20 protein-coding genes are annotated in these 20154 nt (G+C 71.6%); 15 read left to right on the forward strand and 5 right to left on the reverse strand.

Annotation, left to right across the window (positions count from 1 at the left end; all coding sequences use genetic code 11):
• Window positions 1-109: 109 nt before the first annotated feature.
• The 3 genes from ABT300_RS03470 (at window position 110) to ABT300_RS03480 (ending at window position 2866) form a co-directional block, all read left to right on the forward strand.
• Complete coding sequence (locus ABT300_RS03470; RefSeq protein ID WP_351671479.1) at window positions 110-1315, forward strand: sensor histidine kinase; 1206 nt, start codon at window positions 110-112, stop codon at window positions 1313-1315.
• A gap of 136 nt (window positions 1316-1451) precedes the next feature.
• Window positions 1452-2120 carry a response regulator transcription factor gene (locus ABT300_RS03475; protein WP_319275420.1) on the forward strand — a complete coding sequence of 223 codons (669 nt, stop codon included), beginning with the start codon at window positions 1452-1454 and terminating at the stop codon, window positions 2118-2120.
• Between the two features lie 113 nt (window positions 2121-2233).
• Window positions 2234-2866, forward strand: coding sequence for an AAA family ATPase (locus tag ABT300_RS03480; protein ID WP_351671483.1), 633 nt, complete (start codon window positions 2234-2236; stop codon window positions 2864-2866).
• Window positions 2867-2880: 14 nt separating this feature from the next.
• Here ABT300_RS03480 and ABT300_RS03485 read toward each other — a convergent pair whose 3' ends face one another.
• The gene (locus ABT300_RS03485; RefSeq protein WP_351671486.1) at window positions 2881-3987 is read right to left on the reverse strand and encodes a DUF5937 family protein; all 1107 of its coding nucleotides are present in this window, start codon (window positions 3985-3987) and stop codon (window positions 2881-2883) included.
• A gap of 209 nt (window positions 3988-4196) precedes the next feature.
• Window positions 4197-5393 carry a threonine aldolase family protein gene (locus ABT300_RS03490; RefSeq protein WP_351671489.1) on the reverse strand — a complete coding sequence of 399 codons (1197 nt, stop codon included), beginning with the start codon at window positions 5391-5393 and terminating at the stop codon, window positions 4197-4199.
• A gap of 259 nt (window positions 5394-5652) precedes the next feature.
• Between ABT300_RS03490 and ABT300_RS03495 the strand changes: the two genes are divergently transcribed.
• The 10 genes from ABT300_RS03495 (at window position 5653) to ABT300_RS03540 (ending at window position 14076) form a co-directional block, all read left to right on the forward strand.
• Complete coding sequence (locus ABT300_RS03495) at window positions 5653-6618, forward strand: Rossmann-like and DUF2520 domain-containing protein (protein WP_351671492.1); 966 nt, start codon at window positions 5653-5655, stop codon at window positions 6616-6618.
• Window positions 6615-7607: a pantoate--beta-alanine ligase gene (panC, locus tag ABT300_RS03500; protein WP_351671495.1), complete on the forward strand. Its 993-nt coding sequence runs from the start codon at window positions 6615-6617 to the stop codon at window positions 7605-7607. The genes ABT300_RS03495 and panC overlap by 4 nt, the downstream gene beginning before the upstream one ends.
• The gene (locus tag ABT300_RS03505) at window positions 7604-9319 is read left to right on the forward strand and encodes an L-aspartate oxidase (protein WP_351671498.1); all 1716 of its coding nucleotides are present in this window, start codon (window positions 7604-7606) and stop codon (window positions 9317-9319) included. The genes panC and ABT300_RS03505 overlap by 4 nt, the downstream gene beginning before the upstream one ends.
• A gap of 5 nt (window positions 9320-9324) precedes the next feature.
• Complete coding sequence (gene nadC / locus ABT300_RS03510; RefSeq protein ID WP_351671500.1) at window positions 9325-10326, forward strand: carboxylating nicotinate-nucleotide diphosphorylase; 1002 nt, start codon at window positions 9325-9327, stop codon at window positions 10324-10326.
• A 16-nt stretch (window positions 10327-10342) separates the two neighbouring features.
• On the forward strand, window positions 10343-11140 hold the full coding sequence (locus tag ABT300_RS03515) for a type III pantothenate kinase (RefSeq protein ID WP_266724744.1): 798 nt from the start codon (window positions 10343-10345) through the stop codon (window positions 11138-11140).
• A 258-nt stretch (window positions 11141-11398) separates the two neighbouring features.
• On the forward strand, window positions 11399-12100 hold the full coding sequence (locus ABT300_RS03520) for a hypothetical protein (protein ID WP_351671604.1): 702 nt from the start codon (window positions 11399-11401) through the stop codon (window positions 12098-12100).
• Between the two features lie 52 nt (window positions 12101-12152).
• The gene (locus tag ABT300_RS03525) at window positions 12153-12332 is read left to right on the forward strand and encodes a hypothetical protein (protein ID WP_351671504.1); all 180 of its coding nucleotides are present in this window, start codon (window positions 12153-12155) and stop codon (window positions 12330-12332) included.
• A 172-nt stretch (window positions 12333-12504) separates the two neighbouring features.
• Window positions 12505-12957: a BlaI/MecI/CopY family transcriptional regulator gene (locus ABT300_RS03530; protein WP_502977870.1), complete on the forward strand. Its 453-nt coding sequence runs from the start codon at window positions 12505-12507 to the stop codon at window positions 12955-12957.
• Window positions 12958-12966: 9 nt separating this feature from the next.
• Window positions 12967-13515, forward strand: a complete 549-nt coding sequence (locus ABT300_RS03535; RefSeq protein ID WP_306949956.1) for an amino-acid N-acetyltransferase — start codon at window positions 12967-12969, stop codon at window positions 13513-13515.
• Window positions 13516-13740: 225 nt separating this feature from the next.
• On the forward strand, window positions 13741-14076 hold the full coding sequence (locus ABT300_RS03540) for a histone-like nucleoid-structuring protein Lsr2 (RefSeq protein WP_351671510.1): 336 nt from the start codon (window positions 13741-13743) through the stop codon (window positions 14074-14076).
• On the opposite strand, the gene ABT300_RS03545 is transcribed toward ABT300_RS03540, so the two are convergent.
• The gene (locus ABT300_RS03545) at window positions 14055-14693 is read right to left on the reverse strand and encodes an SCO3374 family protein (protein ID WP_351671513.1); all 639 of its coding nucleotides are present in this window, start codon (window positions 14691-14693) and stop codon (window positions 14055-14057) included. The two genes, ABT300_RS03540 and ABT300_RS03545, sit on opposite strands and share 22 nt — an antisense overlap.
• A 431-nt stretch (window positions 14694-15124) precedes the next feature.
• Between ABT300_RS03545 and ABT300_RS03550 the strand changes: the two genes are divergently transcribed.
• Window positions 15125-17653 carry an ATP-dependent Clp protease ATP-binding subunit gene (locus ABT300_RS03550; protein ID WP_107442612.1) on the forward strand — a complete coding sequence of 843 codons (2529 nt, stop codon included), beginning with the start codon at window positions 15125-15127 and terminating at the stop codon, window positions 17651-17653.
• Window positions 17654-17720: 67 nt separating this feature from the next.
• On the opposite strand, the gene ABT300_RS03555 is transcribed toward ABT300_RS03550, so the two are convergent.
• On the reverse strand, window positions 17721-18365 hold the full coding sequence (locus ABT300_RS03555; protein ID WP_351671518.1) for an HAD family acid phosphatase: 645 nt from the start codon (window positions 18363-18365) through the stop codon (window positions 17721-17723).
• 534 nt (window positions 18366-18899) lie between these two features.
• On the opposite strand from ABT300_RS03555, the gene ABT300_RS03560 reads away from it, so the two are divergent.
• The gene (locus ABT300_RS03560) at window positions 18900-19481 is read left to right on the forward strand and encodes a M23 family metallopeptidase (RefSeq protein ID WP_319281029.1); all 582 of its coding nucleotides are present in this window, start codon (window positions 18900-18902) and stop codon (window positions 19479-19481) included.
• Window positions 19482-19492: 11 nt separating this feature from the next.
• Here the strand turns inward: ABT300_RS03560 and ABT300_RS03565 are convergent, their stop codons facing one another.
• A complete protein-coding gene (locus ABT300_RS03565) occupies window positions 19493-20080 on the reverse strand; it encodes a TetR/AcrR family transcriptional regulator (protein WP_266724729.1) in 588 nt (195 codons plus the stop codon).
• Between the last annotated feature and the right edge of the window lie 74 nt (window positions 20081-20154).

Raw genomic sequence — 20154 nt, forward strand, 5'->3', positions numbered from 1 at the left:
CTAGCCGTACAGGTGATCACGGCATCCACCTTGCGGAGTACGCGCGCCCGCACCGGATCGATCCTCCGGTTGACCCCGGCACGCATCGGGCTTCCCTACGCTGGGTTACGTGCAGCGCCTCTATGACTTCCTCCGCAGAAACCCGACCGGGGTCGACGGCTTCTGGGCCCTCGTCCTGTTCGGGATCTCTGTCGTGGCCGGAACGGCCGACCAGAACCAGCGCGGAGGCGTCGACTCCATGGCGCTGTACGTGCCCGTGGTGCTTCTGCTCTGCCTGGTCATCGCGCTGCGCAGGCGGCTGCCCGAGAAGATGCTGCTGCTGGCCGCCGCCCTGGGGCTGGGGCAGCTGGTGCTGGACGTCTCGACGTCGGTCGCCGACTTCGCCCTGCTGGTGATCGTCTACACGGTCGCGGCGTACGGCGCCCGCTGGGCGTCCCGGCTGGCGCTCGTGATGGGCCTGAGCGCGGCCACCGTCGCCCAGCTGCGCTGGCCGAACGAGAACTCGGGCGTGCCGGGCGACGTCGCGACCGTGGTCTTCCTGACGGTGCCGTTCGCGTTGGCCTGGGTGCTCGGCGACTCCATGCGCACCCGCCGCGCGTACTTCGCCCAGCTGGAGGAGCGCGCGGCCCGCCTGGAGAAGGAGCGCGAGGCGCAGGCGAAGGTCGCCGTCGCCGCCGAACGCGCCCGCATCGCACGCGAGCTGCACGACGTCGTCGCGCACAACGTGTCGGTGATGGTGGTGCAGGCCGACGGCGCCGCCTATGTCCTGGACGCCGCGCCCGACCAGGCGAAGGCAGCCCTGGAGACGATCTCCTCCACCGGCCGTCAGGCCCTCGCCGAGATGCGCCGGCTGCTCGGCGTGCTGCGCACCGGCGAGCACCAGGAGAGCGGCGAGTACGTGCCGCAGCCCGACGTCGAGCAGATCGAGGACCTGGTCGAGCAGTGCCGGGGGTCGGGCCTCCCCGTGGACTTCAAGGTCGAGGGCACGGCCCGTCCGCTGCCCAGCGGCGTCGAGCTGACGGCGTACCGCATCGTGCAGGAGGCGCTGACCAACACGCGCAAGCACGGCGGGCCGAACACGGGCGCGAGCGTCCGCCTGGTCTACTTCGACGACGGTCTGGGCCTGCTGGTGGAGGACGACGGCAAGGGCGCCCCGCACGAGCTGTACGAGGAGGGCGGGGCCGACGGCGCCGGGCACGGACTGATCGGCATGCGCGAACGCGTCGGCATGGTGGGCGGCACCCTGGACGCGGGCCCGCGACCGGGCGGAGGATTCCGGATCAGCGCCCTGCTCCCGCTCAAACCGGCGCATTGACGCTGACGCGCGCCCCGCGTTGACACCTGTCACGCCCCCTGGACCGCCCGCCCCCGCCTGCCCGACCTGCCCCACCCGCTCCCCGCCCCCCCCACGCTCCCCCCGCTCCCCCGACCGAAGAACGGAAGAGGACTCGATGACGATCCGCGTGATGCTGGTCGACGACCAGATGCTGCTGCGCACCGGGTTCCGGATGGTGCTCGCCGCCCAGCCGGACATGGAGGTCGTGGCGGAGGCGGGCGACGGCGTGGAGGCCCTCCAGCAGGTGCGTTCGACGCAGGTGGACGTCGTGCTGATGGACGTCCGGATGCCGAAGCTGGACGGCGTGGAGGCCACCCGGCGCATCTGCGAGCAGCCCGACCCTCCGAAGGTGCTGATCCTGACCACCTTCGACCTCGACGAGTACGCGTTCTCCGGGCTGAAGGCGGGGGCCTCCGGCTTCATGCTCAAGGACGTCCCGCCCGGCGAGCTGCTCGCCGCGATCCGCTCCGTGCACAGCGGTGACGCGGTCGTCGCGCCCTCCACCACCCGCCGGCTCCTGGACCGGTTCGCGCCGATGCTGCCCGCCACGGGAGGCGAACCCCGGCACAAGGAGCTGGAGCGGCTCACGGAGCGCGAACGCGAGGTGATGGTGCTGGTCGCCCAGGGGCTGTCCAACGGGGAGATCGCGGCCCGGCTGGTGCTCTCCGAGGCGACCGTCAAGACCCATGTGGGTCGCATCCTCACCAAGCTCGGCCTGCGCGACCGCGTCCAGGTCGTGGTGCTGGCCTACGAGACGGGCCTCGTCAGGGCCGGCGGCCACTAGGGCGCTTCTCGAACGTCCCGCCCGCCGGGACCGGGGCAGGGCCGCGGCGAGACCGGCACGGGCCAGGGCGAGATCGGCGGGGGCCGGGTCGGGGGCCGCACTAGGGTCTGCGCATGCTTCTGTGGATCAACGGTCCCTTCGGCGGGGGCAAGACGCAGACCGCCTACGAGATCCGGCGCCGGCTGCCCGGCAGCGTGGTGTGCGACCCCGAGCACGCCGGGTTCGGCCTGCGCCGCATGCTGCCGTCGGAGCTGCGCGGCGACTTCCAGGACCTGGTCTCCTGGCGGCAGGGCGTCGTCGAGGTCCTCGACCTGGCGCTCCGACAGCACGACGGCGTGGTCATCGCCCCGATGACCGTCACCGATCCGGTGTACTTCGCCGAGACCGTCGGCAGGCTGCGCGAACTCGGCCACGACGTACGTCACTTCACGCTCCTCGCCGGACGCGGGACGATCCTGCGGCGGCTGCGTGAGCGCGGCCCGGGGCACCTCCTGGGGTTCGCCCTGGGGAGCAACGCGGGGCTGCGCCGGGAGACCTGGGCCGTCAGGCGGCTCGACCACTGCCTGGAGCGCCTGCGTGAGCCGGAGTTCGCCGAGCATCTGTGGACCGACCGCACGACCGTGCCGAAGACGGCCGACCGGATCGCCGTCCTGGCCGGTCTGACGCTCGAACCGCACACCGGGGGCGCGCTGCGGACACGGCTGCGGCAGGCCGGCGTGGGCATCAGGCACATCCGGTTCGACTGAGGCCCGGGCGGCCGCTAGCGGAGTATCCCTTCCAGGAAGTCGCTGCCCAGCCGGGCCACCACCGCGACGTCGAGCTGGTGCAGCAGGTACCGGCCGCGTCGGCGCGTGGTGACCAGGCCCGCCTTCTTCAGCAGCGTGAGGTGCCGGGATATCTCGGGAGCCGACACGCCGTGGACCTGGGCCAGTTCCGTCGTGGTGTAGGCGCTGCGGGCCAGCAATCGGCAGATGCGCATCCGTACGGGATGGGACAGCGCGGTCATCCGGAGCGCCAACTGCTCCACCGACGGCGGCGCCGCCGGCTCCGGCGAGCCGACGGGGTAGTGCAGCACCGGCTGCCAGCCGTACCGGTGCAGCACCATCAGGTGCGGCCAGCCGAGGCTCGTGGGCACCAGCAGCAGGCCGCCGTCCGCCGTGGCGGTGTGGCCCACGACGAGTTTGTCGACGGTGATCCGCGCGCCCTCCTCGTCGAGCGTCACGGCCGAGGACACGGCGGTGAGCGTCTCCGCCAGCCCCTTGTGGCGCAGGAGGTCCGTCTTCAGGCGGGCGTCGGCGGCGAGGGGGTGCCGCACCCGCGCCCAGACGTCGGAGAAGAACGCCTCGTCGCAGTCCCGCAGGAACTGGCGCAGCCACGCACGCACGCGTGGCGGGTCGTCGAGCAGCCGCCGCGTGAACCGCACCTGCCGCGGGCCGCGGGTGGCGGCCAGGTCGAAGGCGCGTCGGCGCAGCTCGGGGTCGCACAGCACGCCGGCGCTCGGCAGGTCGTAGCCGGGCGCGCAGATGAATTCCAGCGCGCAGTCCACGAACTGTTCGTCCGTCAGCTTGTCCAGGAGGTCGAGCTCGTCGGCCAGCGTCGTGCCGGGCAGGGCGGTTCTGCCCGGGATGCCCGCACAGGGCAGGAAGAGGTCCGAGAACGTCGTCCGCCACAGGAAGTCGGCCTCGCACATCCGGTCGGCCAGATGCGGGTCGAGCCCGGCGGTGACCGCGGTGACCCAGCCCTGCAGGCCGGGATGGTGCCCGGGCTCGGCCAGCGCGTGCAGCGCCATGCCGAGCTCGGCCAGGGGCGAGGGCGCGACGGAGACCCTCTCCGGCCGCAGCCCGGCGACGTCGATGCTCAGGCTCATGCCCTCATGGTGCACCCCGGCGCCGACAACCCGCCCCGGCCCACGTCCCCGGCCGGCCCGGCCGCCGTACCGGGAAAATCCCCGCCGCCCGCGCCCTGCGGTCCCGCCGCCCGCGCTCAGGCTCAGGCTCGGGCTTGGGCTTGGGCTTGGGCTCGGGCTCGGGCTCGGGCTCCCTTACGGTCCCGCCGCCCCGGGCCGCGCACACCCGCCTACCCGTCGACTCCCTCGGCGGTCCGGGCCGCCCGGGGGATCCATGTGGTGAAGTCCGCGACCGCAGCCCTCACGTCGTCCGCCGTCCACGTCAGGCCCTCGGAGCGGACGCCGACCTCGGTGACGGCCAGCCCCGGCCCGCCCCGCTCCCAGGCGCCGGCGAACAGCATCGTCCCCGTCTCCTCGGCCTGCAGCACCGCCGCTTCGGCGAGGACGTCGGCCTCGTACGGCAGCCAGACCTGGAACTCGTGAGTGTGCGGCGGCTCCGGGAACACGCGTGCCCACGGCGCGTCCGTCGCGGCGAGGCCCTCGCGCAGCGCGGCGGCCACCACGCGCGCGTGGTCCACGTAGTCGGGCAGCCGGGGCAGCTCGCGCTCCAGGCCGATGAGCGCCGACAGCGCGGTGGGGAACTGCTGGAAGATCATGCCGCCGTACCGGTGCCGCCAGGTCTTCGCCTCCTCCACCAGTGACCGCGGGCCGGCGAGCGCGGCGCCGCCGAGGCCGTCGAGGGACTTGTAGAACGACACGTAGACGCTGTCCGCCAGGTCGGCGATCTCGTGCAGGGGACGTCCGAAACGACGGGTCGTCTCCCACAGCCGCGCGCCGTCGAAGTGGACCACCGCGTCGCGCTCGCGAGCCGCCGCCACGGTCGCGGTCAGCTCCTCCCAGGTGGGCAGCACGTAGCCGGCGTCCCGCAGGGGCAGCTCCAGCATCAGCGCGCCGAAGGGCTCCTCGAGGTCGCGCACCTCCTCGGCCGTGGGCATGCGGGGCTCCCCCGTGACCCGGACGGTGCGCAGCCCGCTGACGGCCGTGAACGCGCCCCGCTCCCACCTCTCGGGGTGGCTCAGCGCGTGCAGGGCGACCGTCGGGTCGCCGGTGCGGCCCGCCCAGCAGCGCAGCGCGATCTGCTGGGCCATCGTCCCGGTCGGGAAGAACGCGGCGGCCTCTGTCCCGAGCAGCCCGGCGACCCGCTCCTCCAGAGCTGCCACGACCCCGTTGCCGTACATGTCACCGGGTTCGTCCAGGTCGTGGACGTCCGGTGCGTGCTCGTGGAGGTACGCGAGCCGCTCGCGCAGCGTGCCGCGGAATCCCGCGCGCGACAGGACGCGTTCCGCCTCCCGGTGGGCGACCGCCCGGCGCTCCCGGAGGCGCTGCCGCGTCGTCTTCTCGTCTCCCTGGTCCGTCGTGTATGCCATGCCCCGGATGATGCCGTGCCGCCACACGCGCAAGCACGCGCATATCCCGTCCCCGCACCCCGCCCCCTCCCGCGGGGGCGTCGGGCACGCCGCCGCGCACCACTCGCGCCTCAGCTCCCCCTCCCGCCCCGGCCGGGATCGGCGACGCGTGGGAAAGCCCACAGCCTGTGGACGAACGGACGCCCCCCGAACGGATCGCGTTAACATGACGAGAAATCGTCCGGTACCCCGAGCGGACTGGAACGGAAGGCCGCGTCGCGTGAGTACAGCCCAACAACCAGACCCGAGGGACCGCCCCGCGCGGCTGGCCGTCGGCGTCGTCGGCGCGGGCCGGGTGGGTCCTGCCCTGGCCGCGTCCCTTCAGCTCGCCGGACATCGTCCGGTCGCCGTCTCCGGCGTCTCCGACGCCTCCAGGCGACGAGCCGGGCTGCTGCTGCCCGACGTGCCGCTGGTCCCGCCCGCCGAGGTCCTGCGACGGGCCGACCTGGTGCTGCTGACGGTCCCCGACGACGCCCTGCCCGGCCTGGTGGAGGGCCTCGCCGAGACCGGCGCCGTACGCCCGGGCCAGCTCCTCGTGCACACCAGCGGGCGGTACGGCGCGAAGGTCCTCGACCCCGCCCTGCGCGCGGGCGCCCTGCCGCTCGCCCTGCACCCCGCGATGACCTTCACGGGCACCCCGGTGGACGTCCAGCGCCTGGCCGGCTGCTCCTTCGGCGTCACCGCGCCCGACGGGCTGCGGACGGCGGCGGAGGCCCTCGTGATCGAGATGGGCGGCGAGCCGGAGTGGATCGCCGAGGAGAGCCGCCCGCTGTACCACGCGGCCCTCGCCCTGGGCGCCAACCACCTCGTCACCCTGGTCGCCCAGTCCATGGAGCTGTTGCGCGCGGCCGGCGTGGAAGCCCCCGACCGGATGCTCGGCCCGCTGCTCGGCGCCGCTCTCGACAACGCGCTGCGCTCGGGCGACGCCGCGCTCACCGGCCCCGTCGCGCGCGGGGACGCCGGCACGGTCGCCGCGCACGTCGCGCAGCTGCGCGAGCACGCCCCGCAGACCGTCGCCGGCTATCTGGCGATGGCCCGCGCGACCGCCGACCGCGCGCTCGCCCACGGGCTCCTCAAGCCCGAACTCGCCGAGGACCTCCTCGGGGTGCTCGCCGGCAACCCCCACGGCGCCGCGTCCGGCCCCGGCGGCCCCGGCCCGCACGGCGCCGAAGGAGATGCCGGATGACCGCCGCCCTGCTGCGCACCGCCGACGAGCTGCACGCACGCACGCGTGACGGCCGCCGGGCCGTCGTGATGACGATGGGCGCCCTCCACGAGGGGCACGCCACCCTGGTGCGCACCGCGCGCGAGCTCGCCGGGCCCGGCGGCGAGGTCGTCGTCACGGTCTTCGTCAACCCGCTGCAGTTCGGCGCGGGCGAGGACCTCGACCGTTACCCGCGCACCCTGGACGCCGACCTGGAGATCGCCGGGCGGGCCGGCGCGGACGTCGTGTTCGCCCCGTCCGTGGACGAGGTCTACCCGGGCGGCGAGCCCCAGGTCCGCATCTCCGCGGGCCCCATGGGCGAGCGTCTGGAGGGCGGCTCCCGGCCCGGGCACTTCGACGGCATGCTCACCGTCGTCGCGAAGCTGCTGCACCTCACCCGGCCCGACGCCGCGCTCTTCGGGCAGAAGGACGCCCAGCAGCTCGCCCTGATCCGCCGGATGACGCGGGACCTGAACTTCGGCGTGCGGATCGTCGCCGTGCCGACCGTGCGCGAGGAGGACGGGCTGGCGCTGTCCAGCCGCAACCGCTATCTGTCCGCGCGGGAGCGGCGCACCGCGCTCGCGCTCTCCCAGTCCCTCTTCGCCGGCCGCGACCGGCACGCGGCCCAGGAAGCGCTGCGCGCCCGCGCGCGGGAGGTGCCCGCGACGCACGCGCGTGCCGAGGCGCTCAGCGCCATCGGCGAGTCCCGCGCGGCCGCCGACGCGCACGCGGTCGCCAAGGCCGCCCCCGGCAACCCCGCCGCGGTCCGCGCCGCCGCCCGCCAGATCCTGGACGAGGCCCAGCGGCTCGACCCCCCGCTGCGGCTGGACTACCTCGCGCTCGTCGACCCGTCCGACTTCACCGAGATCGAGGACGACTTCACCGGCGAGGCCGTTCTCGCCGTCGCCGCCCGGGTCGGCACGACCCGGCTGATCGACAACCTCCCCCTCACCTTCGGAGCCGCCTCGTGACCAGCACAGGCATACGACTGCACGCACCCGCGCCCGGGTGGAACATCTCCGCGGACGTGGTGGTCGTCGGCTCCGGCGTCGCCGGCCTGACCGCGGCGCTGCGCTGCGAGGCCGCCGGGCTGAGGACGGTCGTCGTCACCAAGGCGCGCCTCGACGACGGCTCCACCCGCTGGGCGCAGGGCGGCATAGCCGCGGCCCTGGGCGACGGCGACACGCCCGAACAGCACCTGGACGACACCCTGGTGGCGGGCGCGGGCCTGTGCGACGAGGAGGCCGTGCGGATCCTCGTCACGGAGGGCCCCGACGCCGTGCGGCGGCTGATCGAGACCGGCGCGCACTTCGACGAGTCCGAGGAAGGCGGCCTGGAGCTGACCCGCGAGGGCGGCCACCACCGTCGCCGTATCGCGCACGCGGGCGGCGACGCGACCGGCGCGGAGATCTCCCGCGCGCTCGTCGAGGCGGTACGCGCGCGTGGGCTGCGCACGGTCGAGAACGCACTCGTCCTGGACCTCCTCACCGACGCCGAAGGCCGCACCGCCGGCGTCACCCTGCACGTCATGGGCGAGGGCCAGCACGACGGAGTGGGGGCCGTGCACGCCCCGGCCGTCGTCCTCGCGACCGGCGGCATGGGCCAGGTGTTCTCCGCGACCACCAACCCCTCGGTGTCCACCGGCGACGGCGTGGCGCTCGCCCTGCGCGCGGGCGCGGAGGTCTCCGACCTGGAGTTCGTCCAGTTCCACCCGACCGTGCTGTTCCTGGGCGCGGACGCCGAGGGACAGCAGCCCCTCGTCTCGGAGGCCGTGCGCGGCGAGGGCGCGCACCTGGTCGACGGGGACGGCGTGCGCTTCATGCTCGGCCGGCACGAGCTGGCCGAGCTCGCGCCCCGGGACATCGTCGCCAAGGGCATCATGCGCCGTATGCAGGAGCAGGACGTCGAGCACATGTTCCTCGACGCCCGCCACTTCGGCGCCGAGATGTGGGAACACCGCTTCCCGACGATCCTCGCCGCCTGCCGCGCCCACGGCATCGACCCGGTCACCGAGCCCGTGCCGGTCGCCCCGGCGGCTCACTACGCCTCCGGAGGCGTGCGCACCGACTCCCACGGCCGTACGACCGTGCCGGGCCTGTACGCGTGCGGCGAGGTCGCCTGCACCGGCGTGCACGGCGCGAACCGGCTGGCGTCCAACTCGCTCCTCGAAGGCCTCGTCTACGCCGAGCGCATCGTGGCCGACATCACCGCGAGCCGCACGGACGAAGCGCTCCACGCGCGGGTGCCCGCGCCCGTGGAGCGCCCCGAGCGGCCGGCGCACCCGCTGCTCGCCCCCGAGGCCCGGTTCGCGATCCAGCGGATCATGACCGACGGCGCGGGCGTGCTGCGCTCCGCCGCGTCGCTGGAGCGGGCCGCCGACCAGTTGCAGCGGCTGCACACCGAGGCCCGCGACGCCCTCGACGAGAACGGCAAGACGGCCGAGCCCGGCGTCGACACCTGGGAGGCCACCAACCTCCTGTGCGTCGCGCGCGTGCTGGTCGCCGCCGCGCTCCTGCGCGAGGAGACACGCGGCTGCCACTGGCGCGAGGACCACGCCGACCGCGACGACGCCGCATGGCGCCGCCACATCGTCGTAAGGCTGAATCCGGACCGCACCCTCGCCGTACACACCACCGATACCGCAGACTTCCCCCCGACCCGGCAGCACCACCAGGAGCAGTGACAGACGTGAGCACCCCCGACCTTCCCCTCGCACCGAGCGGCGGCTGCGGCGACGGCTGTGCCTGCGGCGCCGACGCGGACGCCGGATTCACCGACGAGGGATACGCCGAATACGAGGAGTGCGGGCTCGACCCCGCGCTCGCACAGCTGCTGGCCGACGCCGGACTCGACCCCGTCGAGGTGGAGGACATCGCCAACGTCGCCATCCAGGAGGACCTGGCGCACGGCGTCGACGTGACGACGGTCGCGACCATCCCCGAGGAGGCGGTCGCCACCGCCGACTTCACCGCGCGCGAGGCGGGCGTGGTCGCGGGGCTGCGGATCGCCGAGGCGGTCGTCTCGGTCGTCTGCACGGACGAGTTCGAGGTCGAGCGGCACGTGGAGGACGGCGACCGGGTGGAGGCCGGGCAGAAGCTGCTGTCGGTCACCACGCGCACGCGTGACCTCCTCACCGCCGAGCGCAGCGCGCTGAACCTGCTGTGCCGTCTGTCCGGCGTCGCCACCGCCACGCGCGCGTGGACCGACGCGTTGGAGGGCACCGGGGCACGCGTGCGCGACACCCGCAAGACGACGCCGGGCCTGCGCTCGCTGGAGAAGTTCGCCGTCCGCTGCGGCGGGGGCGTCAACCACCGCATGTCGCTGTCCGACGCGGCACTGGTCAAGGACAACCACGTGGTCGCCGCGGGCGGTGTCGCCGAGGCCTTCGAGGCGGTCCGGGAGGCCTTCCCGGACGTGCCGATCGAGGTCGAGGTCGACACCCTGCACCAGCTGCGCGAGGTCCTCGACGCGGGCGCCGACCTCATCCTGCTGGACAACTTCACGCCCGGCGAGTGCGCGGAGGCCGTCGCCCTCGTGGACAAGCGCGCCCTGCTGGAGGCGTCGGGCCGGCTGACCCTGGACAACGCCAAGGCCTACGCCGACACCGGCGTCGACTTCCTCGCCGTGGGCGCCCTGACGCACTCCTCGCCGATCCTGGACATCGGTCTGGATCTGCGAGCGGCGGAGTAGGGAACGGGGACCGGCCATGCTGCTGACGATCGACGTGGGCAACACGCACACCGTGCTCGGCCTGTTCGACGGTGAGGACATCGTCGAGCACTGGCGGATCTCCACCGACTCCCGCCGTACCGCGGACGAACTGGCCGTGCTCCTGCAGGGCCTGATGGGCATGCACCCCCTCCTCGGGGACGAGCTGGGCGACGGCATCGACGGCATCGCGATCTGCGCCACGGTGCCCTCCGTGCTGCACGAGCTGCGCGAGGTGACACGGCGCTACTACGGCGACGTGCCCGCCGTTCTCGTCGAACCCGGTGTGAAGACGGGCGTGCCGATCCTGTTCGACAACCCCAAGGAGGTCGGCGCCGACCGCATCATCAACGCCGTCGCCGCGAACGAGCTGTACGGCGGTCCGGCGATCGTCGTCGACTTCGGCACCGCGACGACGTTCGACGCGGTCAGCGCGCGCGGGGAGTACGTCGGCGGGGTCATCGCGCCCGGCATCGAGATCTCCGTGGACGCGCTGGGCGTCAAGGCCGCTCAGCTGCGCAAGATCGAGCTGGCCCGGCCCCGGAGCGTGATCGGCAAGAACACGGTCGAGGCCATGCAGTCCGGGATCGTCTACGGCTTCGCCGGCCAGGTCGACGGCGTGGTGACCCGGATGGCCCGGGAACTCGCGGAGGACCCGGACGACGTGACGGTGATCGCGACCGGCGGCCTGGCGCCGACGGTGCTGGGCGAGTCCTCGGTGATCGACGAGCACGAGCCGTGGCTGACGCTGATCGGGCTGCGCCTGGTGTACGAGCGGAACGTGTCGCGCATGTGAGCCGGCCGCCTCCCGGCTCCGGGAGGCGGCCGACGGCCCCCGCCGCGCGCCTCCCGGCCCGCTTCGGCCCGCCGCTGCCGAGCAGACCCCACCGGAACGGTCCGCAGGGGCCGGCAGCAGGGGCCGTCCGTCGGAACGGAACCACCCGCAGGGCCGGGAGAGCGGATTCGGGCGCGCCGCATCCGTCCTTCATGTCGAATTTGTCTGATTAGCGCGTATCGTCGCCGCATGCCCACGCCTTACGGATCCCGCGGCGGCCTGGCGTTCGGCGCGGAGGAGCTGCGCGTGCTCCGCCGCGCCCTCGCCCTCGCCCTTCACCCCGGCCCCGTCTCCGCCGAGGACATCCAGGACTGCCATCGCCTCGCCGAGTCCCTCGACGAGGCGATGCACGAGGCCGCCCGGCTCCGGGCCTTCCTCGTGGCCGACCTCGGCCGGTACCGCGCAGCCCTTCCCGGCACAGCCGCCGGCTACCTGGCACTCCTCGAGGAGGTGCTGGCCACCGGCTACCGGCCCGATTCCGACGATCTCGCCGCTCTGCGCGCCCTGCGCGGCAACCCGGCGGGCGCGGCCCTCCTGGAACGCTGCCAGAAGCTCGCCGAACAGGACGTACGCGCCCGGCTGGCCCGTCGTGCGGCCCGCAGGGCCCCGGCGGCCGCAGCGACCGTCCCGGCGTCCCGTACGCGCCTTCTGGCCCTGCCCGGAGGCCTGTCGGAGGAGACGCCCGCCCGCGTCGCCGCGGGGTCCGCGGCCGGGGCGGACGACCCCGGCGGCCGACCGCAGGAGGAGCCGCGGAAGAAGCCCGCCGGGAAGCCGACCGCGCCGGGCCCCGGTCCCGTCCCCGCCGAGCCCGCCCCGCAGCCCGCCCGCCGGCCCGTCCCCACGCCGGGCGAGGTCTTCCCGCGCCGCAGACCGACCCCGCCGCCCGCCGACCCGGAGCAGCGGCGACTCGCCGCCGGCTGATCCCCGCCCACCCCGCCCCGATGTCCCGTTCCTCCCTGGCTACCCTGGTTCCATGGACTACGTCTCCGCGCTGCTGCCCCCCGTCGTCATGGCGGTGTTCTTCATCGGTCTGATCAGGGTGATCGTGAAGACCCAGGGCGGCGCCAACAAGGCCAAGGAGGACGCGGCCGTCGACGCCGCCCTCGCGCGCGCGGAGGGGACCCGCCAGGCCTCCGCGAGCCCGGAGGCCTGACCGCCCCTCCGGCGCTCCGCCGCCCCCCGAGGCGCGCGGCTCCATGGGGAGCTGTGCGCCCTTTTTGTTGCTGTTCGACAGTGAATGTGCACGTCCGGCACGCGATCGACGTGATCTCCCACTATTGTTCTGAGCTGTGCCTCGCCCATTGGGAGAACTCGAAGACGCGGTCATGACGCGGGTGTGGAAGTGGAACCGCCCGGTCACCGTTCGAGAAGTCCTGGAAGACCTTCAGCAGGAACGGTCCATCGCGTACACCACCGTGATGACCGTTTTGGACAATCTCCATCAGAAGGGCTGGGTACGCCGTGAAGCGGAAGGCCGGGCCTATCGATATGAGGCGGTCTCCACCCGGGCCGCCTACGCCGCCGCCCTGATGAACGACGCCTGGGCGCAGAGCGACAACCCCGCCGCCGCTCTCGTCGCCTTCTTCGGGATGATGAGCGACGAACAGCGCCACGCCCTGCGCGACGCAGTGCGCATGGTCCAAGGCCCGGAAACCGCAGAACCCGCGACAACGCCGAGTGCGCAGGCTGCGCCGAGTGCACCGAGTGCGCAGACCGAGACCGGTAAGGGCGCCGCCGCGGAGAACCCCGCCTCGGCGAGGGGGCACGACGGGCGATAGCGTCCGTACATGTCAGCAGAGAGTCCTTCGGCCGAGAACCCCGAAGTCACCGCTAAAGCCATCACCGTCCGGCGGGCCCGGACCGGCGATGTCCCCGTCGTGCGCCGTCTCCTCGACGCCTACGTCCGCGGCGGGATCCTGCTCGACAAAGCGACGGTCACGCTTTACGAGGACATCCAGGAGTTCTGGGTCGCCGAACGCGACGACAACGCCGAGGTGGTCGGCTGCGGCGCCCTGCACGTCATGTGGGAAGACCTGGCGGAAGTGCGGACTCTCGCGGTGAAGCCCGGGCTGAAGGGCGCAGGCGTCGGGCACCGGTTGTTGGAGAAGTTGCTCCACACCGCACGCTGGCTCGGTGTTCGCCGGGTTTTCTGCCTCACCTTCGAAGTGGACTTCTTCGCGAAGCACGGGTTCGTGGAGATCGGTGAGACGCCGGTCGACACCGATGTCTACGCGGAGCTCCTGCGTTCCTATGACGAGGGTGTCGCGGAGTTCCTCGGACTCGAACGAGTGAAACCGAACACCTTGGGCAACAGCCGGATGCTTCTGCATCTGTGATCGTCGCCCCCATTCACGCCGAACCGCCTTGACCCGGTTCCCTATGTCCGAAACGCGCACGTTTCCGGTCGGCGGGCGGGTCGTCAGCCTTGGCCGAGGGTTTGTGTTTTCTCAGCAAAAGCGGTTTGCTTTCCGACGTACTGCAGTACTGCATATAACAGGGCGCGGCTAAACGGCGGACGCCGCGGACCCCCGACCCTCACGTTTTCGATGAAAGGAAATCCGGTGGCACAGAAGGTTCAGGTCCTTCTTGTCGACGACCTCGACGGCGGCGAGGCGGACGAGACCGTGACGTTCGCGTTGGACGGCAAGACCTACGAGATCGATCTCACGACCACCAATGCGGACAAGCTGCGTGGACTTCTCGAGCCCTACGTGAAGGGCGGCCGGCGTACGGGCGGTCGCGCTGCGGGCGGTCGGGCAAAGGCGCGCGCCGCTTCCGGCGGAAGCCAGGACACCGCCCAGATCCGCGCGTGGGCCAAGGAGAACGGTTTCGAGGTCAATGACCGCGGCCGTGTTCCCGCGACCATTCGCGAGGCCTACGAGAAGGCCAACGGCTGAGCGCACGCGCCCAGCAGTCGGACACGGTGGCAATGCGTCGCCAGCGTGTCCACCAGCCGTACGAGATCGGGGGCGTTCCCCGCGCCCCCCAGCGCCGACATGGTCGGCAGCGAGGCCTCGACCTCGCACCCTGCAACGGGGGGCCGCAACCACACGGCGGCCCCCTGCACCGGCCCGCCGCGCGGCCCGGTGGCGTGGTCGGGGGCCCGGTCCGCGGGCCACGGCGCCTCGATGAGGCCGCCCGCCCCGAGTGACGTCAGCCCCAGGGGCAGCGCCCCCCACTCCAGCCACTCCAGGATCCCCGGCACCTCCTCCGCGCAGCCGGCCGCCACCAGGAGCAGCATCCGGTCGCCGCGTACGGCCACCGGAGAGGCCGGCGCCAGCCGCCGGAGCGCGGCGCGCCCCGCTTCCGCCGGCACGTCCAGGACGTCGAAGCGCTCGCCGGTCGCGAGCCGGAGCGGCTCCCCGGGCACGGTCGGCCAGCCCAGTTCGTTCTCGTACCAGCCACGGATCCGGTCGCCCGGATCGACCGGGCGTCGAGGGAGGGGAACGATGGGATGCGGGAAGGAGGCCGAGCGGGCCGCCGGGCGGTTCGACGAGGGAACTGGACCGACCATGCCAAGTGCAACCGTCCGAAAGGCCCCCGAGTTACGCTGGGTGCTCCCGCGACTGCGTACCGTTCCGTCGATCGGGGCGGGGTGGGGTGTCGCGCGGCGCAAGGTTGTTCGCCCGTAGCGGAGGGAACCGGCGCCCACGGCATGGAGTGTCAGTCCCGGCGGGTAAGACATCCCTAGTGGGAGGGGGCGACACGCGGGCAAGGCACGTCTCACGTTCGCCATCGGCGTACTGGCGACTGGGGTAACTGCCTGGCCTGCGGGAACATCGTCTCGCACCATCGGGTTGGAGCAGATGTCGGCGTTCGGGGTCAGGAGGCCATCGACGGTGTCGGCAGTTGGAATGAGCGGTCCCCGCTTGCGGGACTAAGCTGCGGAAGGACAGGGAGGGGAAGTTCCCCCCACTGCCTGACCGCTCTGAGGAGCGATTAACGATGTTCGAGAGGTTCACCGACCGCGCGCGGCGGGTTGTCGTCCTGGCTCAGGAAGAAGCCCGGATGCTCAACCACAACTACATCGGCACCGAGCACATCCTCCTGGGCCTGATCCACGAGGGTGAGGGTGTCGCCGCCAAGGCCCTTGAGAGCCTCGGGATTTCGCTCGAGGCGGTCCGCCAGCAGGTGGAGGAGATCATCGGGCAGGGGCAGCAGGCCCCGTCCGGGCACATCCCCTTCACCCCCCGTGCCAAGAAGGTCCTGGAGCTCTCGCTCCGCGAGGCGCTTCAGCTGGGCCACAACTACATCGGCACGGAACACATCCTGCTCGGCCTGATCCGTGAGGGCGAGGGCGTCGCCGCCCAGGTCCTGGTCAAGCTGGGCGCCGACCTCAACCGGGTGCGGCAGCAGGTCATCCAGCTGCTCTCCGGCTACCAGGGCAAGGAGACCGCCGGCGCCAGCGGCGGTCCTGCCGAGGGCACCCCCTCGACGTCCCTGGTCCTCGACCAGTTCGGCCGGAACCTCACCCAGGCCGCTCGCGAGTCCAAGCTCGACCCGGTCATCGGGCGCGAGAAGGAGATCGAGCGGGTCATGCAGGTGCTGTCCCGCCGCACCAAGAACAACCCGGTGCTCATCGGCGAGCCCGGCGTCGGCAAGACCGCCGTCGTCGAGGGCCTGGCCCAGGCCATCGTCAAGGGCGAGGTGCCCGAGACCCTCAAGGACAAGCACCTCTACACCCTGGACCTCGGCGCGCTGGTCGCCGGCTCCCGCTACCGCGGTGACTTCGAGGAGCGCCTGAAGAAGGTCCTCAAGGAGATCCGCACCCGCGGCGACATCATCCTGTTCATCGACGAGCTGCACACGCTGGTCGGTGCGGGCGCCGCCGAGGGCGCCATCGACGCCGCTTCGATCCTGAAGCCGATGCTGGCCCGCGGTGAGCTGCAGACCATCGGCGCCACCACGCTGGACGAGTACCGCAAACACCTGGAGAAGGACGCGGCCCTCGAGCGCCGCTTCCAGCCCATCCAGGTCGCCGAGCCGTCCCTGCCGCACACGATCGAGATCCTCAAGGGTCTGCGGGACCGGTACGAGGCGCATCACCGCGTCTCGATCACCGACGAGGCGCTGGTCCAGGCCGCCACCCTGGCCGACCGGTACATCTCGGACCGCTTCCTCCCGGACAAGGCGATCGACCTGATCGACGAGGCCGGCTCCCGGATGCGCATCCGCCGGATGACCGCTCCGCCGGACCTCCGCGAGTTCGACGAGAAGATCGCCGGCGTCCGCCGCGACAAGGAGTCCGCGATCGACTCGCAGGACTTCGAGAAGGCCGCCTCCCTCCGCGACAAGGAGAAGCAGCTCCTGGCCGCCAAGGCCAAGCGGGAGAAGGAGTGGAAGGCCGGCGACATGGACGTCGTCGCCGAGGTCGACGGCGAGCTGATCGCCGAGGTCCTCGCCACGGCCACCGGCATCCCGGTCTTCAAGCTGACCGAGGAGGAGTCCTCGCGTCTGCTGCGCATGGAGGACGAGCTCCACAAGCGGGTCATCGGCCAGGTCGACGCCGTCAAGGCGCTGTCGAAGGCGATCCGTCGTACGCGCGCGGGCCTCAAGGACCCGAAGCGTCCCGGTGGTTCGTTCATCTTCGCCGGTCCGTCCGGCGTCGGTAAGACCGAGCTGTCCAAGGCGCTCGCCGAGTTCCTCTTCGGTGACGAGGACGCCCTGATCTCCCTCGACATGTCGGAGTTCAGCGAGAAGCACACCGTGTCGCGGCTCTTCGGCTCCCCGCCCGGATACGTGGGCTACGAAGAGGGCGGCCAGCTGACCGAGAAGGTCCGTCGCAAGCCGTTCTCCGTCGTCCTCTTCGACGAGGTCGAGAAGGCCCACCCGGACATCTTCAACTCGCTGCTGCAGATCCTGGAGGACGGTCGCCTGACCGACTCCCAGGGCCGGGTCGTGGACTTCAAGAACACGGTCATCATCATGACGACCAACCTCGGCACCCGGGACATCTCCAAGGGCTTCAACCTGGGCTTCGCCGCCTCCGGCGACTCGAAGACCAACTACGAGCGCATGAAGAACAAGGTGTCGGACGAGCTCAAGCAGCACTTCCGCCCCGAGTTCCTCAACCGCGTCGACGACGTGGTCGTCTTCCCGCAGCTCACGCAGGAGGACATCCTCAAGATCGTCGACCTGATGGTCGGCAAGGTCGACGAGCGCCTCAAGGACCGGGACATGGGCATCGAGCTCTCCCAGTCCGCCAAGGAGCTGCTGTCCAAGAAGGGTTACGACCCGGTGCTGGGCGCGCGGCCGCTGCGTCGCACGATCCAGCGCGAGATCGAGGACACGCTGTCGGAGAAGATCCTCTTCGGCGAGCTGCGCCCCGGTCACATCGTGGTCGTGGACACCGAGGGCGAGGGTGACACCAAGACCTTCACCTTCCGCGGCGAGGAGAAGTCGGCGCTGCCCGACGTCCCGCCGATCGAGCAGGCGGCCGGCGGCGCCGGACCGAACCTGAGCAAGGACGCCTGACCCGCCAGGGGTTGAGCCCGAGAAAGGGGCCGGTGCTGCACAGCACCGGCCCCTTTCTCATGCGCTCCTACGACAGCTGGCCGTCGTAGTCGGGCAGCTTGTACGTCGTCTCGGCGTGACCGCCCGAGAGGTCGGTGGCGCTGTTGCCGATGTTCGCGATGATCGTGTAGCCCTTGGACTCGATGGTGACGCGCTGGGCGGTCTTGTAGGCGGCGACGTCCTTGAACAGGTCGAGGAAGCCGCGTACGTACAGGCCGGAGACCTTGTAGCCGACGGTCTTGAGGTTGTAGTCGGTCACCCCGGCGATGATGCCCGGGCGGGCGGTGACGAAGAACAGGGAGACGCCGTGCTCCTGGGCGTACTTGGCCACTTCGAGGACGGGCTTGTTGGCCGGCGCCGGGTAGCTGAAGCCGTAGTCGGTCTCCAGGGTGGTGTTGTCGATGTCGAAGACGATCGCCTGCTTCTCGCCCGGCCTGGCGGCGGCGATCCGCTGCTTCAGCGCCGGCAGGGCCTGGTTCATCACCGCCTGGCAGTCCCGCTGCCAGGTCGCGTAGTCGACGTCCGCTGCGGCGGACGCCGAGGCGGTGGCAGTGGCGGTGGAGGCGTCGGCGGCCGTCGCGGCCTGGGCTCCGACCGGGACGGCCAGGGCCGTGGCGGCGGCCGTGGCTACGGCGGTCATGGCGATGCGGCGCTTCCAGGTGCCTCTGGTCATGTGCGGGGTCCTCTCGCGTCCTTGCTGCCGGTGTCGTGGGCATGCTGATCGGTGGGGATGACTTACGGGGAACCAAGGGGTTACCGGGGGGAACCAGCGGGTTACTGGACGGTAGAGCCGACTGAGAGGCCTGTCACAGACCCGTGCACGCGATCGTGACCGGGGTCACAAGTGCCCTACGGGGCGCGGGAGTAGCCGCCGTCACATTCCGAAGTCCCTTGAAGGGAGCGGCCGGTGACAAGCCGCACAGGGGAGGGGAGCCCTACTAGGCCGGCTAGTCGCATCGCGAAACGCAACAAACCAGACATCCACTCGACGGTTCGAGGCGTCGATCAGGCCTCTGACGTGGGCCATGTCGAAAGTGTCCGGAAGGGGCGATCTGTCAAGAAGTGGGCAGTTTTGCGGTGAAGTACTAGATTACGTCGTAGATCACACGTTTGAGCACTGGTGGGCCTCGGGGTTACCAAGGGATGGCCACTGCGGCGGGCGTTCCCGCCGGGTGGTTTCCTCTGTCCCCTTCCCCATGAGGTCTTCATGTTCCAGCGCGTCACGTTCCGTTCTTCCCGTACGTCCCTGCTCCGCACCCGCGTGGCCGTCGGGGCCGCCGCAGTGGGCGCCTCGGTCGTGCTGGGGACCGGAGTGGCGTCCGCCGCCGCCCCCGCCGCGGCGCCCGCCGCCGCCAAGAAGGCCGTGTCGGCCTCCTGGATCGACCCGGTGAAGAAGTACACGCTGTCCGCCGGGTTCGCCCAGGCCGGCAAGATGTGGCAGTCCACCCACAGCGGTCAGGACTTCGCCGTGCCGAGCGGCACCAAGGTCATGGCCGCCCACGGCGGCACCGTGGTGAAGGCCGGCGGCAACGGGGCCGGCGACGGCCCGGCCTACGGCAACGCCATCGTGATCAAGCACGCCAACGGCGTCTACTCGCAGTACGCCCACCTCTCGCGCATCGACGTGAAGATAGGCCAGGTCGTGAAGACCGGCCAGAAGATCGCGCTGTCCGGCAACACCGGCAACTCCAGCGGTCCGCACCTGCACTTCGAGATCCGTACGACCGCCAACTACGGTTCGGCGATCAACCCGGTCACCTTCCTGCACTCCAAGGGCGTGAAGGTCTGACGTCCGCGTGATCAGGCGCCCTGATGCGCCTGGGTCACCAGATCGACGGCGACTTCGAGGACGGCCAGCCGCTTCTCCTCGGGGTCGCCTTCGAGGTCCTGCAGGAAGAACATGCCGGCGTGCAGCGTGAAGATGGCGCTCACGCAGCGGACCTGGTCGGTCAGCGGAGCCTCTGGGTCGATGATGATGTCGCGCAGACTCCGCATGCGGTCCTTGAAGGAGTCGCCGATCTGCAGCTCGCGCACCGTCGCCTGGTTCTCCTGCATGAAGCGGAAGAGCGGGGCCGCCTCGGAGAGGGCGCGGCTGTAGCGGCGCACGAGTTCGTGCTTGGTCTCCAGGGTGTGCGGCTGACTCCTGCCCCACTCGATCAGGTCTTCGATCGGCTTCGTCAGATCCGTGAAGATGCTGACGGTGATCTCTTCCTTGGTCTTGAAGTGGTAGTACAGGGCGGCCTTGGTGACCTCCAGACGCTCCGCGATCTCGCGCAGCGAGGTCTTCTCGTAGCCCTGCTCGGCGAAGAGTTCGAGTGCCACGTCCTGGATGCGCTGGCGGGTGTTGCCGCGACGCTGCTGCTTGGTGCCGTCCATGGTGACGTCCATCCTCGTACGTCTCGGGCTCCCGCGAAAAGGCAGGCGCCGTCCGGCCGGCCCGTCATGGAAAAACTTACTTGACG

Origin of the sequence: Streptomyces sp. NPDC001027, assembly GCF_040299045.1 — a bacterium.
In the GTDB taxonomy this organism is placed as follows: domain Bacteria; phylum Actinomycetota; class Actinomycetes; order Streptomycetales; family Streptomycetaceae; genus Streptomyces.

What these genes read in the sequence shown, in the direction of transcription:
- ABT300_RS03555 (WP_351671518.1), bottom strand. Translation starts at nt 18,365, where the DNA reads ATGACCAGAGGCACCTGGAAGCGCCGCATCGCCATGACCGCCGTAGCC.
- ABT300_RS03530 (WP_502977870.1), top strand. Translation starts at nt 12,505, where the DNA reads ATGACGCGGGTGTGGAAGTGGAACCGCCCGGTCACCGTTCGAGAAGTC.
- panC (WP_351671495.1), top strand. Translation starts at nt 6,615, where the DNA reads ATGACCGCCGCCCTGCTGCGCACCGCCGACGAGCTGCACGCACGCACG.
- ABT300_RS03525 (WP_351671504.1), top strand. Translation starts at nt 12,153, where the DNA reads ATGGACTACGTCTCCGCGCTGCTGCCCCCCGTCGTCATGGCGGTGTTC.
- ABT300_RS03560 (WP_319281029.1), top strand. Translation starts at nt 18,900, where the DNA reads ATGTTCCAGCGCGTCACGTTCCGTTCTTCCCGTACGTCCCTGCTCCGC.
- ABT300_RS03535 (WP_306949956.1), top strand. Translation starts at nt 12,967, where the DNA reads ATGTCAGCAGAGAGTCCTTCGGCCGAGAACCCCGAAGTCACCGCTAAA.
- ABT300_RS03485 (WP_351671486.1), bottom strand. Translation starts at nt 3,987, where the DNA reads ATGAGCCTGAGCATCGACGTCGCCGGGCTGCGGCCGGAGAGGGTCTCC.
- ABT300_RS03475 (WP_319275420.1), top strand. Translation starts at nt 1,452, where the DNA reads ATGACGATCCGCGTGATGCTGGTCGACGACCAGATGCTGCTGCGCACC.
- ABT300_RS03480 (WP_351671483.1), top strand. Translation starts at nt 2,234, where the DNA reads ATGCTTCTGTGGATCAACGGTCCCTTCGGCGGGGGCAAGACGCAGACC.
- ABT300_RS03565 (WP_266724729.1), bottom strand. Translation starts at nt 20,080, where the DNA reads ATGGACGTCACCATGGACGGCACCAAGCAGCAGCGTCGCGGCAACACC.
- ABT300_RS03515 (WP_266724744.1), top strand. Translation starts at nt 10,343, where the DNA reads ATGCTGCTGACGATCGACGTGGGCAACACGCACACCGTGCTCGGCCTG.
- ABT300_RS03545 (WP_351671513.1), bottom strand. Translation starts at nt 14,693, where the DNA reads ATGGTCGGTCCAGTTCCCTCGTCGAACCGCCCGGCGGCCCGCTCGGCC.
- ABT300_RS03490 (WP_351671489.1), bottom strand. Translation starts at nt 5,393, where the DNA reads ATGGCATACACGACGGACCAGGGAGACGAGAAGACGACGCGGCAGCGC.
- ABT300_RS03550 (WP_107442612.1), top strand. Translation starts at nt 15,125, where the DNA reads ATGTTCGAGAGGTTCACCGACCGCGCGCGGCGGGTTGTCGTCCTGGCT.